Genomic DNA, 12190 nt, shown 5'->3' with positions numbered 1-12190 from the left:
CCCTTCCAAAAGAAGAGCAGGGCTGAAAACCGAGCGCGAAGCCCGGATCGGGATGTCAGTGGGTGGTCAGGCCGGCCGCATTCATGAACATGCGCATCAGGCTGGCCACGACGAACAGGGCCAGCACACTGCCGGTCCAGATCATCGCCAGCCACCCCAGGCGCCGCCACAACGGCTGTTTCTCGGCCTGTTCAATCTCGTGCAACGTAGGTTTGCCGGACATGCAACGACCCTCCTAGTGATAGCCGTCTTCGTGGGTGACCTTGCCGCGGAACACGTAGTAGCTCCAGAAGGTGTAGCCCAGGATGAACGGGATGATGAACAAGGTGCCCACCAGCATGAAGCCTTGGCTCTGGGGCGGCGCAGCGGCATCCCAGATCGACACGGATGGCGGGATGATGTTCGGCCACAGGCTGATCCCCAGGCCGCTGTAGCCGAGGAAGATCAGCACCAGCGTCAGCAGGAACGGCGTGTAGTGGGCATTACGCGCCACGGCGCGGATCAACCCGTACATGGTCACCAGCACCAGGATCGGTACCGGCAGGAACCAGAACAGATTCGGCAGGGTGAACCAGCGCGAGGCGATTTCCGGGTGCGACAGCGGGGTCCAGATACTCACGATGCCGATCACGGCCAACACCACGAAAGCCAACGGCCGCGCCAGGTTGTGCATCTTCTCCTGCAACGGGCCTTCGGTTTTCATGATCAGCCAGGTGCAGCCCAGCAACGCATAGGCCACGATCAGCGCCACGCCGCAGAACATCGTGAACGGTGTGAGCCAGTCCAGCGAGCCGCCGGCAAACTGGCGATTGACCACCGGGATCCCGTCGATAAACGCGCCCAGCGCTACACCCTGGAAGAACGTGGCCGCCAGCGAGCCGCCGATAAACGCCTTGTCCCACAGGTGACGCTTGTGGTCCTTGGCCTTGAAGCGGAACTCGAAAGCCACGCCGCGAAAAATCAGCCCGATCAGCATCAAAATCAACGGCAGGTACAACGCAGAGAGCACCACCGAATAGGCCAGCGGGAACGCGCCGAACAACGCCGCGCCACCGAGTACCAGCCAGGTTTCGTTACCGTCCCAGACCGGGGCCACGGTGTTCATCATCACGTCACGGTCGGTCTTGCCCGGGATAAACGGGAAGAGAATGCCGATGCCGAGGTCGAAGCCGTCCATGACCACGTACATCATGATGCCGAAGATGATGATCACGGCCCAGATCAGCGGAAGATCAATACCCATCTCAATTCCCCTTGTGCTGGATGTGGGCGTGGTCGTCATCGCTGCCATCATCGGCGGCGGACAAAGGACGGGCCGGTGTGCGTTTCTGGCCAGGGCCACCGTGGGTCGGCTCCGTGCTTTCGTGGGTCACCGGGCCTTTGCGCACCAGGCGCATCATGTAGCCCAGGCCCGCACCAAACAGCGCGAAGTACACCACCACGAACAACACCAGGGTGATCGTCATCTGCGCCAGGCTATGCCCGGAAGAAGCATCCGCCGTGCGCATCAACCCGTAGACCACCCACGGCTGGCGGCCGATTTCGGTGGTGAACCAACCGGCAAGAATCGCGATCAGGCCAGACGGCCCCATCCACAGCGCCAGGTACAGGAACGGTTTGGACGTGTACATCTTGTCGCCCCGGCGCAGCCAGAGGCTGAACAGACCGGTGAAGATCATCAGGAAACCCAAGCCGACCATGACCCGGAACGACCAGAACACGATGGTCGAATTCGGCCGGTCTTCCGGTGGGAACTCCTTGAGCGCCGGCACCTGTTTATCCAGGGAGTGGGTCAGGATCAGGCTGCCCAGGTACGGAATCTCCACCGCGTATTTGGTTTTTTCGGCTTTCATGTCCGGCCAGCCAAACAGGATCAGCGGGGTAGGCTCATTGCCTTTGTTTTCCCAGTGGCCTTCGATGGCGGCGATTTTTGCCGGCTGGTGCTTGAGGGTGTTGAGGCCATGGAAGTCACCGATCACTGCCTGGATAGGCGCCACGATCAGGGCCATCCACATCGCCATCGACAACATCTTGCGGATCGCCGGGTTGTCCTTGCCGCGCAGCAAGTGCCAGGCCGCCGAGGAACCGACGAAGAACGCGGTCGCCACGAACGCCGCCGTAGCCATATGCGCCAGCCGGTAGGGGAACGACGGGTTGAAGATCACCGCCAGCCAGTCGGTAGGAATCACGCGGCCGTCGATGATTTCAAAGCCCTGCGGTGTCTGCATCCAGCTGTTGGACGCCAGGATCCAGAAGGTCGAGATCAACGTACCGACGGCCACCATCACGGTGGAGAAGAAGTGCAGCTTGCGCCCCACCTTGTTCCAACCGAACAGCATCACACCGAGGAAACCGGCTTCGAGGAAGAAGGCCGTGAGCACTTCGTAGGTCAGAAGAGGCCCGGTGACGGCGCCGGCGAAGTCCGAGAAGCGGCTCCAGTTGGTACCGAACTGGTAGGCCATGACCAGACCGGAGACCACGCCCATGCCGAAGTTGACGGCAAAGATCTTCGACCAGAAATGGTAGAGGTCACGGTAGGTGTCGTTATGGGTCTTGAGCCACAAGCCTTCCAGCACCGCGAGGTAACTGGCCAGGCCGATGGTGATCGCCGGGAACAGGATGTGGAATGAGATGGTGAACGCGAACTGAATTCGGGCGAGATCTAGCGCCTCCAAACCGAACATAAGTCTTCCTCTGTCAGGTAATACCGGCTGCTGGCGGGAGCCTGCACCCACTGCCCCCACGGATATGGAGTCTGGCGAATTTCAATTCGTTTCTTTTTTTAACCAACCACGTAGGGAATCGGGCCTTGCGGCCACCAGAACAAATTCTGAAATGACTTTGATCTGGATCAATCACAGTCAAAAGAGTAGTCCCATTTTCGCGGTTGGTCCGTGTGGTCTTTTGCCGCGTGACAGACTGCCTCAGCGCAGTTCTTGCAACCATCTGTTACAACTTGATGATAATCTCGGCCCTTCCTCCGGCCTTGACCAGAATTCCCGATGCCCAGTGAACCCGCGTTGCTGTTACGTCACCACCGCCCTTTCATCGCGTTCTGGCTGGCACGGATTTTCACCGCCAGCGGCTTCCAGATGCTTACCGTGGCCATCGGCTGGAACCTTTACCAGCTCACTGGCAACGTGCTGGACTTGGGGTTGGTCGGCTTGGTGGAGTTCGTGCCGCGCGTGCTGTTCATGCTGCACACCGGGCATGTGGCCGACCGCTATGAGCGACGCAAAGTCGCGGCCATCTGCCAGACCGTGCAGGCGCTGATTGCCCTCTCCCTGGCCATCGGCGGTCTGACCGGCAACGTGACCCGCGAGATGATCTTTATCCTGGCGTTCCTGCTCGGCGCGGCGCGCTCGTTTGAAATGCCCACCACCCAGGCCCTGTTGCCGAGCATCGTACCCAGCGCGCTGTTTCCGCGGGCCGTGGCCTCGTCGCAGTCGGCCCAGCAACTGGCGACCATCGTTGCCCCGGCGCTGGGCGGTTTGCTTTACGCCTTCGGCAGCGTCTGGGTGTATGGCCCCACAGTAGCGCTGTACCTCATCGCCTGCGTGCTGACCCTCAACCTGCCCGCCCGCCACACCCCGCTCAATAAAGGCAAGGCCACCCTGGATTCGCTGCTGGCGGGGATTCGTTTTATCCGCAGCCGCCCGGACATCCTCGGGGCGATTTCCCTCGACCTGTTCGCCGTGCTGCTGGGCGGCGCCACCGCGTTGCTGCCGGTGTTCGCCAAGGACATCCTGCTGACCGGCGCCTGGGGCCTGGGCCTGTTGCGTTCGGCACCGGCGGTGGGTGCGTTGTTGATGTCACTGTGGCTGGCGCGTTTTTCGGTAGATCGGAAGGTCGGCCGGGTGATGTTCACCGCCGTCGGCGTATTCGGCGTGGCGACCATTGCCTTCGGCCTGTCCACCTCGTTCTGGTTTTCCCTGGCGGTGCTGGTGGTACTGGGCGCGGCGGACATGATCAGCATGGTCATCCGCGCATCCTTTGTGCAGTTGGAAACCCCGGATGAAATGCGCGGCCGGGTGAGTGCGGTCAATGGCCTGTTTATCGGCGCGTCCAACCAATTGGGCGAGTTCGAGTCGGGCATCACGGCCCATTGGTTTGGCACAGTGCCAGCCGTGGTGATGGGCGGGATCGGCACGCTGGTGGTGACCGGGGTGTGGATCAAACTGTTCCCGACCCTGGCGAATCGGGATCGTATGCATGTGCCGATGGAAGAAAGCATCAAGCCCGCTGCATGATTCAATGTGGCAATAAGGTCAATGTGGGAGGGGGCTTGCTCCCGATAGCGGTGGATCAGCCAACTTATGCTTGGACTGAAACTCCGCCATCGGGAGCAAGCCCCCTCCCACATTTGGATTTTCAGTGTTTGCTGGACCGCGTCAGAGCACCTTATCAAGGGTGATCGGAAACTCCCGCACCCGCTTGCCGGTGGCATGGTAAATCGCATTCGCCACCGCCGCCGCCACCCCGACAATCCCGATTTCCCCCACGCCTTTGGACCCAAGGGCGTTAACGATCTCGTCGTGTTCTTCGACAAACACCACGTCTATCTCACCGATATCGGCATTTACCGGGATGTGGTATTCAGCCAGGCTGTGGTTCATGTAGCGTCCCAATTGATGGTCGATCTGAGTCTCTTCGTGCAGCGCCATGCCGATACCCCACACCACCCCGCCGAGGATCTGGCTGCGCGCCATCTTCGGGTTGACCACCCGCCCCGCCGCGATGGCACTGACCACCCGGCTGACCTTGATCGTGCCCAGGTCTTCATCAACCCGCACTTCGACGAACACCGCCGAATGGGTGGCGGTGGCGTACCCCTCGCGTTTCTTGTCCGGTTCGCTGTCGACCTGGACTTCCAAGGTCTCTTCGCCGCTGTCCTTGACCAGTTGAGCCAATGACACACTCACGTCACCGGTGTGCAGTTGGCCGTCTTCAAAGCGCACGGACTCGGCCTCCTTGAACACCGGGTAAGTTTGCCGGGCGATGGTCAGCAGCTTGGCGCTCAACGCTTCGCAGGCTTGCTGCACGGCGGTGCCGACGGACGACACGGTGAACGAGCCGCCTTGCAGCGGCGCGGTGGGCAGTGAAGAGTCGCCGAGCAGAAACACCACGTCCTCCACCGCCACGCCACTGGCCTGCGCCGCGATCTGGGTCATCACCGTGTAGGTGCCGGTGCCGATGTCGGTGGTGGCGCTGCTGACGGTCAGCTTGCCCTCAGCGTCGATGCGCGCCTTGGCGCTGGCCTTCATCTGCATGGCTTCCCACACGCCACCGGCCATGCCCCAGCCGATCAACTGGCGGCCGTCGCGCATGCTGCGCGGTTCCGGGTTGCGCTGGTTCCAGCCGAAGCGCTCGGCACCTTCGCTGTAACACTCGCGCAGAGCCTTGCTCGACCAGGGTTTGTCTTCGTTCTGGTTGCGCTCGGCGTAGTTGACCAGCCGCAGCTGTACCGGGTCCATCCCCAAGGCGCTGGCCAGTTCATCCATGGCGCACTCCAGGCCGATCACACCCAACGCAGCGCCGGGCGCGCGCATGTCCAGGGGCGTGAACACATCCAGCGGCACCAGTTTGTAAGTCAGTTGCACGTTGTCGCAGTGATAGAGCATGCCGCTCCACTCCACCACGTGCTCACTGAAATCTTCGAAGCGCGAGGTCTGGCCAATCGCCGTATGCCCCAACGCCAGCAGGCGACCATTGGCGGCGGCGCCCATCTGCAAACGCTGCAACGTGCGCGGGCGGTAGCCGAAGGTGAACATCTGCTGGCGGGTCAGGGTGACGCGCACCGAGCGCTTGAGCGCCAGGGACGCCATCACTGCCAAGGGCAATTGATACTGCGGACGCAAACCTGAGCCGAAGGCACCGCCGACGAATGCAGCAAAAATCCGCACCTGGCTTTTATCCAGTCCGAAGACTTTTTGCACATACGCCTGGCAGTTCTGCGGGCCTTGGGTCTTGTCATGAATATGCAGGGTGCCGTCCGGCTGATACAGCACGGTGCTGGCGTGGGGTTCCATGGGGTTGTGGTGTTCGATGGGCGTGCTGTAGTGCAGGTCGAGACTGACAGCGGCAGCGGCCCACTCGGCCTGGAAGTTGCCGCGCGGCGCGGGTGGCGTCTGCGGTGAGGCATGGGCCTGTTCCTGTTGGGCGAGCAGGTCAGTCTCGAAGTCTTCACGCGCGTATTCGATTTCTACCAGCGAGCCCGCATGTCGCGCCAGCTCCAGGTTATCCGCGATCACCAGGGCCAGGGGCTGCCCGCTGTACAGCACACGGTCGTTATACAACGGGCGAAACGGCGAACCGTCCGCCGCATCATCATCCTGGAAGGCATCGTCGTAACTGGCGATTTTCGGCCGGTTGAGGTGATGGATAACCGCCACCACGCCCGGCAGAGCCAGTGCCCTGGCCGCGTCGATAGCCAGCACACGGCCCTTGGCGATGGTGCTGGACACCACACTGCCGTGGAGCAGGCCGTCCTCGGGGAATTCACCGGCATAACGCGCCTGGCCGGTGACCTTGAGCAGACCGTCGACACGGTCCAGGGGTTTGCCAATAGCGGTCATGGGCGTTCTCCTGCGACGGCGGCGTCGCTCAGGGCGCGGATAATTGCGCGGCGCGCCAGCTTGATCTTGAAGCCGTTGTGCTTCAGCGGCTCGGCGTCTTGCAACAGGGCGTCGGCGGCGTTGCTGAAGGTCTCGCGGCTGACCACCTGGCCGATCAGCGAGGCTTCCACCGCGCGGTCACGCCAGGGTTTATGGGCCACGCCGCCAAGGGCCAGGCGCGCGTCGACGATTCGGTCGCCCTCCAATTCGAGAGCGGCGGCGACAGACACCAACGCAAACGCGTAAGACGCACGGTCGCGGATTTTCAGGTAGTGGCTGTGACGCGCCAGGTGGTCGGCGGGTAATTCGATGGCGGTGATCAGCTCATCGTCGGCCAGTTGGTTGTCGCGTTGCGGCGCATCACCGGGCAAGCGGTGGAAGTCGGCAAACTCGATAACCCGCGCACCGCCACGCCCCTCCACATGCACCCGCGCCTCCAGCGCCGCCAGGGCCACGCACATGTCCGACGGGTGAGTGGCCACGCATTGCTCGCTGGCGCCGAGGATTGCGTGGATGCGGTTCAAGCCGGTGCGCGCCGGGCAGCCGCTGCCGGGCTCACGCTTGTTGCAGGGCACGGTGGCGTCATAGAAGTAGTAGCAACGGGTGCGCTGCAACAGGTTGCCACCCGTACTGGCCATATTGCGCAGTTGCGGCGAAGCACCGGCAAGGATCGCCTGGGACAGCAACGGGTAACGCTGTTCGATCAGCGGGTGCCAGGCCAGGTCGGCATTGCTCACCAGCGCGCCGATCCGCAGGCCGCCCTCGGCGGTTTGTTCAATCTCATTCAGCGGCAGGCCGGTGATGTCGATCAGGTGCTCGGGGCGGCTGATGTTTTCTTTCATCAAATCCAGCAGGTTGGTGCCGCCGGCAATAAAGCGCGACGCGGCGCTGCTCAGGTGCACGGCTTCGTGGACATCCGCCGGTTTGCTGTACTGGAAGGGATTCATTGCTCGCCTCCTTGAGTACGGCAGGCAGGCAAGGCCTCTTCGATGGCATCGCGGATGTTGCTGTAGGCACCGCAGCGGCACAGGTTGCCGCTCATCAGTTCCTGGATCTGCGCGGTATCGTGGGCGCGGCCTTCATTGGCCAGGCCGACGGCGGAGCAAATCTGCCCGGGCGTGCAGTAGCCGCACTGGAAGGCGTCGTGCTTGATGAAGGCTTGCTGCATCGGGTGCAGTTGGTCGCCGCCGGCCAGGCCTTCGATGGTGGTCAATTCGGCGCCGTCGCACATCACCGCCAGGGTCAGGCAGGCGTTGATGCGTTTGCCGTCGCGCAATACCGTGCACGCACCGCATTGGCCGTGGTCGCAACCTTTTTTGCTGCCGACCAGGTCCAGTTGCTCGCGCAGCAGGTCCAGCAACGTGGTCCAGGGCAATACATCCAGTTGGCGGTCCTGACCATTGAGGGTCAAGCGTATGGAGTGGGCGACGAACGGCTGGGCCGCCGCGCCATTAGGGGTCGCGCTCATAAACACCTCACGGGTTGGTGTACATCCGCGGCGTTCAGGAAAATCGCCGTCTCAGGGGTACGACTTCCCGGAATTTTGAGCGTTCAAGCTGATTGATCAGCGGATATTGAGCAGCGTCTTCAAGGTGTTTCGCGGGCCGTTGATCGACGAGTTGCTGTATTCGAACCAGCCCTGGGCTTCGACATTCAGGTCAAATACATAGATGTAGCCCATCAGCGTGCCCGCCCCGCTGCAGGCCTCGCTGATGCTACCGACCTGGCACACGGGCGTACGCTGCCCGTTCAGTTCGGCACCATTGAAGCGGCCCATCGGGTTGTTGCCCAGGCCGACTTCCATCACCGACACTTTGGTGGGCCCACGGTGCGTGCACATCTGGGTGCTTTGCGCGCGTTCCGGGATGGTTTCCGTGCAGCGCGCCGATTCGACCTTGAACACGCGCACCTCGCTCAAGGGCGGTGCAGTCGCGCCCCACACCGGTGCCGCGCCCAACCACAGGCCGAGACAAGGGATCAAGGCTAGACTCCACGCGTTGGCTTTTTTCATGCTGTCGAAGACCCGGTACTGAACGTCACAGCAGTATGCCTCAAGGCCATGCGCCACACAGCCTCGGCTGCTGGTATGATGCGCCGCTTTTTCCGATCCTCTCTGGAACCACAGGCGCTTGGCGCAGTTTGTGCTTTGACTTAGAGGTCAACAAATAACGACGCAACATAGCGTCACAGGGAGCAGGCATGCTGGAAAAGCTGTTTCAACTCAAGGCACACAACACCAACGTGCGCACCGAAATCCTCGCGGGCATCACGACATTCCTGGCCATGGCCTACATCCTGTTCGTGAACCCGAGCATCCTCGGCGAGACCGGCATGGACAAAGGCGCAGTGTTTGTCGCGACCTGCCTGGCGGCGGCCATCGGTTCGACCGTAATGGGCCTGATCGCCAACTACCCGATCGCACTGGCGCCGGGCATGGGCCTCAACGCCTTCTTTACCTACACCGTGGTTCTGCACATGGGCCACACCTGGCAGGTTGCGCTGGGGGCGGTGTTCATTTCGGCGGTGCTGTTCTTCCTGCTGTCGATCTTCCGTATCCGTGAGTGGATCATCAACAGCATTCCCCTGCCCCTGCGTTCGGCGATTGCCGCCGGTATCGGCCTGTTCCTGGCGCTGATCGCCCTGCATAACGCCGGGATCGTGGTCGGCAACCCGAACACCCTGGTGGGCATGGGCGACCTGACCAAACCAGCGCCTATCCTGGCCATCCTCGGTTTCATGCTGATCGTTGCGCTGGAAGCCCTGGCCGTACGTGGTGCGGTGCTGATCGGCATCCTGGCGGTGACCATCGTCTCCATCCTGCTGGGTGTCACCGAGTTCGGTGGCGTGATGTCGATGCCACCGTCCCTGGCCCCTACCTTCCTGCAGCTGGATATCAAGGGCGCGCTGGACATCGGCCTGGTCAGCGTGATCTTCGCCTTCCTGTTCGTTGACCTGTTCGACAACTCCGGCACCCTGATCGGCGTGGCCAAGCGCGCCGGGCTGATGGGCAAGGACGGCCACATGCCGAAAATGGGCCGTGCGCTGATCGCCGACAGTACCGCCGCCATGGCCGGTTCGCTGCTGGGTACGTCGACCACCACCAGCTACATCGAATCCGCTGCGGGCGTGAGCGCCGGTGGCCGTACCGGCTTGACCGCCATCGTGGTCGCAATCCTGTTCCTGCTGGCGCTGTTCTTCTCGCCGCTGGCCGCCAGCGTACCGGCCTTTGCTACCGCGCCGGCGCTGCTGTTCGTCGCTGTATTGATGACCTCAGGCCTGGCCGAAATCGACTGGGATGACATTACCGTTGCAGCGCCAGTGGTGATCACCGCCCTGGCGATGCCCTTCACATACTCCATCGCCAACGGCATTGCCTTCGGTTTCATCGCCTGGACCGCCATCAAGCTGCTTTCGGGCCGCTACCGTGAGCTCAATCCGGCACTGGTGATTCTGTCGATTCTGTTTGTGATCAAGCTGGGCTGGTTCAACGCATGACTTTTGACGCCGCACGCTACACCGCTCAACTGCAAGACAAGGTCACGCGCTTGCGTGACCTGCTGGCACCGTTCGACGCACCCGAGCCGCAGGTTTTCGAGTCGCCGCTGCAGAACTTCCGCCTGCGGGCGGAGTTCCGCCTGTGGCGCGAAGACGGTGAACGCCACTACGCGATGTTTTCCCAGGACGACAAGCGCACGCCGATCCTGATCGAAGAATTCCCCATCGCCAGCACTCGCATCAACCAGTTGATGCCCCAGCTCAAGGCCGCCTGGCAAGCCAGCGCCGCCCTGAGCCACAAGCTGTTCCAGGTGGAGTTCCTCACCACCCTGGCCGGCGACGCGATGATCACCCTGTGTTATCACCGCCCGCTGGACGAACACTGGCACACCGCGGCGAATAAGCTGGCGGCTGATTTGAATGTCAGCATCATCGGCCGCTCCAAGGGCAAGCGTGATGTGATCGGCCACGATTACGTGGTGGAAAAACTCGACGTCGGCGGCCGCACCTTCAGCTACCGCCAACCCGAAGGCGCGTTCACCCAGCCCAACGGCACGGTGAACCAGAAGATGCTCAACTGGGCATACGAAGCCTTGGGCGATCGCCCGGATGACTTGCTGGAGCTGTATTGCGGCAACGGCAACTTCACCCTGCCGCTGGCCACCCGTGTGCGTAAAGTGCTGGCTACCGAGATCAGCAAGACCTCGGTGAATGCGGCCCTGAGCAACCTCGATGAAAACGCGGTGGATAACGTCACCCTGGTGCGCCTCTCCGCCGAAGAGCTCACCGAAGCGCTGAATGAAGTGCGCCCGTTCCGCCGCCTGCACGGCATCGACCTGAAGAGCTACGAATTCGGTAGCGTGTTCGTCGACCCGCCCCGCGCCGGCATGGACCCGGACACCTGCGAACTGACCCGGCGCTTCGACAACATCCTGTACATCTCCTGCAACCCGGAGACGCTGGCGGCGAACATTGCGCAACTGCATGACACCCACCGCATTACCCAGTGTGCGATGTTTGACCAGTTCCCGTGGACGCACCATATGGAATCCGGGGTGTTATTGACCCGGCGGTAATTCAACGTCCTCAGATTCCTTCTTGCGTGGCCGGCCGCCCTTCTTGCCATTGGCGCGGGCGGCGGCGGATTTGGCGGCGCTGCTCTTGCGACCGTTGCGTGAGGCTACCAGGCTGGTGGCCAGGTCCATCAGCGGCTGGCTTGTGGCGATCAGGCCCGTGATCGAAACATCCAAGTCCTGAGCCTCACAACTAATGGCCTTGCCACCGAAACTGACTTCCAACTGCTGGAAATCTTCCTCTGAAAACCCTTCGAACTCCGGCAGGCCGGCCACCGGCAACATGACGCGGCTGCCGTCGCTGAAGCCGATGGAGATGCAATCGTTTTCGTAACGCACATTGCTGGCGTTGGCGTACAGGCGCTTTAGCCTGCGGCCACGGGCGATTGCCTTGTCGACGTCGGCGTCAGTGAGAGGTACATAAGGTATGACTTTGGCTTTTACGATTTTCATAAATTAATCCCACGCAATCTGGCGCTCTTACCAGATTCAAAATAGTCCGTTGCGCTACAGCGTCGTGCCAGGCGCTTGCGATGACGTAGACACCACGTCGAATGACTAACCCTGGAACCAATTCACTGGTGTCCCAGTTCCATGAATGGTTCTCCAGGCAAACCGTTTGCAGTTTTTCCCACCAAATCCTGCGCGCCCGTGCCAGATAATGTCGCTGCATGATTACCTCGCGTATTTCCTTCAGAACCGCAGTGGGTGGCCGCCTCCGTTCAGGCTCTACATCCCACAACTCAACGTCCCCATCCAAAAAACTGAAACGAAACCGCGCATCCCACCCCTTGCCCCTGACATGTACATGAGGCGGGCAATGCTCGTCCCTGATAAACACCGAGATGACATACCCCTTGTAAGCACCTACTCTCATCGTAACCCATCCGTTAGGTTATTTTCCGCCAGGTAACAATTTCCCCCTGCCACCCGACAACCGGCTCCATGGTCTCGAAGCTGTTTCACAGATTAGTAACGACAAAAAACCCGGCGAATGCCGGGTTGTAA

The 12190-nt window shown here is 61.5% G+C and carries 12 protein-coding genes; 3 read left to right on the top strand and 9 right to left on the bottom strand.

Annotation, left to right across the window (positions count from 1 at the left end; all coding sequences use genetic code 11):
- Nucleotides 1-55: 55 nt before the first annotated feature.
- The 3 genes from M2397_RS26160 to M2397_RS26150 are packed head-to-tail and all read right to left on the bottom strand — an operon-like array spanning nucleotide 56 to nucleotide 2684.
- Nucleotides 56-223 (bottom strand): DUF2474 domain-containing protein, encoded by a 168-nt coding sequence (locus M2397_RS26160; protein ID WP_010562540.1) that lies wholly within the window; start codon nucleotides 221-223, stop codon nucleotides 56-58.
- Nucleotides 224-235: 12 nt separating this feature from the next.
- Nucleotides 236-1243 carry a cytochrome d ubiquinol oxidase subunit II gene (cydB, locus tag M2397_RS26155; RefSeq protein WP_131700155.1) on the bottom strand — a complete coding sequence of 336 codons (1008 nt, stop codon included), beginning with the start codon at nucleotides 1241-1243 and terminating at the stop codon, nucleotides 236-238.
- Between the two features lies 1 nt (nucleotide 1244).
- Nucleotides 1245-2684, bottom strand: coding sequence for a cytochrome ubiquinol oxidase subunit I (locus M2397_RS26150; RefSeq protein WP_131700154.1), 1440 nt, complete (start codon nucleotides 2682-2684; stop codon nucleotides 1245-1247).
- A gap of 318 nt (nucleotides 2685-3002) precedes the next feature.
- Between M2397_RS26150 and M2397_RS26145 the strand changes: the two genes are divergently transcribed.
- The gene (locus M2397_RS26145) at nucleotides 3003-4250 is read left to right on the top strand and encodes an MFS transporter (RefSeq protein ID WP_167656577.1); all 1248 of its coding nucleotides are present in this window, start codon (nucleotides 3003-3005) and stop codon (nucleotides 4248-4250) included.
- Nucleotides 4251-4391: 141 nt separating this feature from the next.
- Here the strand turns inward: M2397_RS26145 and M2397_RS26140 are convergent, their stop codons facing one another.
- The 4 genes from M2397_RS26140 to M2397_RS26125 form a co-directional block, all read right to left on the bottom strand.
- A complete protein-coding gene (locus M2397_RS26140; RefSeq protein WP_145336631.1) occupies nucleotides 4392-6575 on the bottom strand; it encodes a xanthine dehydrogenase family protein molybdopterin-binding subunit in 2184 nt (727 codons plus the stop codon).
- Complete coding sequence (locus M2397_RS26135) at nucleotides 6572-7561, bottom strand: xanthine dehydrogenase family protein subunit M (RefSeq protein WP_259244734.1); 990 nt, start codon at nucleotides 7559-7561, stop codon at nucleotides 6572-6574. Before M2397_RS26135 ends, M2397_RS26140 begins: the two co-directional genes overlap by 4 nt.
- Nucleotides 7558-8082, bottom strand: a complete 525-nt coding sequence (locus M2397_RS26130; protein ID WP_131700150.1) for a (2Fe-2S)-binding protein — start codon at nucleotides 8080-8082, stop codon at nucleotides 7558-7560. Before M2397_RS26130 ends, M2397_RS26135 begins: the two co-directional genes overlap by 4 nt.
- Nucleotides 8083-8178: 96 nt before the next feature.
- Nucleotides 8179-8625, bottom strand: a complete 447-nt coding sequence (locus tag M2397_RS26125; protein WP_131700149.1) for a DUF4879 domain-containing protein — start codon at nucleotides 8623-8625, stop codon at nucleotides 8179-8181.
- Between the two features lie 188 nt (nucleotides 8626-8813).
- Here M2397_RS26125 and M2397_RS26120 point away from each other — a divergent pair, with 188 nt between their 5' ends.
- Nucleotides 8814-10109, top strand: a complete 1296-nt coding sequence (locus M2397_RS26120) for an NCS2 family permease (protein ID WP_131700148.1) — start codon at nucleotides 8814-8816, stop codon at nucleotides 10107-10109.
- Nucleotides 10106-11185, top strand: coding sequence for a tRNA (uridine(54)-C5)-methyltransferase TrmA (gene trmA, locus M2397_RS26115; protein ID WP_131700147.1), 1080 nt, complete (start codon nucleotides 10106-10108; stop codon nucleotides 11183-11185). Before M2397_RS26120 ends, trmA begins: the two co-directional genes overlap by 4 nt.
- On the opposite strand, the gene M2397_RS26110 is transcribed toward trmA, so the two are convergent.
- Nucleotides 11168-11635, bottom strand: a complete 468-nt coding sequence (locus M2397_RS26110; protein WP_259244733.1) for a DUF2442 domain-containing protein — start codon at nucleotides 11633-11635, stop codon at nucleotides 11168-11170. The two genes, trmA and M2397_RS26110, sit on opposite strands and share 18 nt — an antisense overlap.
- On the bottom strand, nucleotides 11589-12059 hold the full coding sequence (locus M2397_RS26105; RefSeq protein ID WP_259244732.1) for a DUF4160 domain-containing protein: 471 nt from the start codon (nucleotides 12057-12059) through the stop codon (nucleotides 11589-11591). The genes M2397_RS26110 and M2397_RS26105 overlap by 47 nt, the downstream gene beginning before the upstream one ends.
- Nucleotides 12060-12190 lie beyond the last annotated feature (131 nt).

Source organism: Pseudomonas sp. BIGb0381, from assembly GCF_024809815.1.
Classification (GTDB): domain Bacteria; phylum Pseudomonadota; class Gammaproteobacteria; order Pseudomonadales; family Pseudomonadaceae; genus Aquipseudomonas.
This window is presented reverse-complemented; position numbering and strand designations above follow the sequence as displayed.

Coding starts and splice junctions, on each gene's coding strand:
- M2397_RS26160 (WP_010562540.1), bottom strand. CDS start 223: ATGTCCGGCAAACCTACGTTGCACGAGATTGAACAGGCCGAGAAACAG.
- cydB (WP_131700155.1), bottom strand. CDS start 1,243: ATGGGTATTGATCTTCCGCTGATCTGGGCCGTGATCATCATCTTCGGC.
- M2397_RS26150 (WP_131700154.1), bottom strand. CDS start 2,684: ATGTTCGGTTTGGAGGCGCTAGATCTCGCCCGAATTCAGTTCGCGTTC.
- M2397_RS26145 (WP_167656577.1), top strand. CDS start 3,003: ATGCCCAGTGAACCCGCGTTGCTGTTACGTCACCACCGCCCTTTCATC.
- M2397_RS26140 (WP_145336631.1), bottom strand. CDS start 6,575: ATGACCGCTATTGGCAAACCCCTGGACCGTGTCGACGGTCTGCTCAAG.
- M2397_RS26135 (WP_259244734.1), bottom strand. CDS start 7,561: ATGAATCCCTTCCAGTACAGCAAACCGGCGGATGTCCACGAAGCCGTG.
- M2397_RS26130 (WP_131700150.1), bottom strand. CDS start 8,082: ATGAGCGCGACCCCTAATGGCGCGGCGGCCCAGCCGTTCGTCGCCCAC.
- M2397_RS26125 (WP_131700149.1), bottom strand. CDS start 8,625: ATGAAAAAAGCCAACGCGTGGAGTCTAGCCTTGATCCCTTGTCTCGGC.
- M2397_RS26120 (WP_131700148.1), top strand. CDS start 8,814: ATGCTGGAAAAGCTGTTTCAACTCAAGGCACACAACACCAACGTGCGC.
- trmA (WP_131700147.1), top strand. CDS start 10,106: ATGACTTTTGACGCCGCACGCTACACCGCTCAACTGCAAGACAAGGTC.
- M2397_RS26110 (WP_259244733.1), bottom strand. CDS start 11,635: ATGAAAATCGTAAAAGCCAAAGTCATACCTTATGTACCTCTCACTGAC.
- M2397_RS26105 (WP_259244732.1), bottom strand. CDS start 12,059: ATGAGAGTAGGTGCTTACAAGGGGTATGTCATCTCGGTGTTTATCAGG.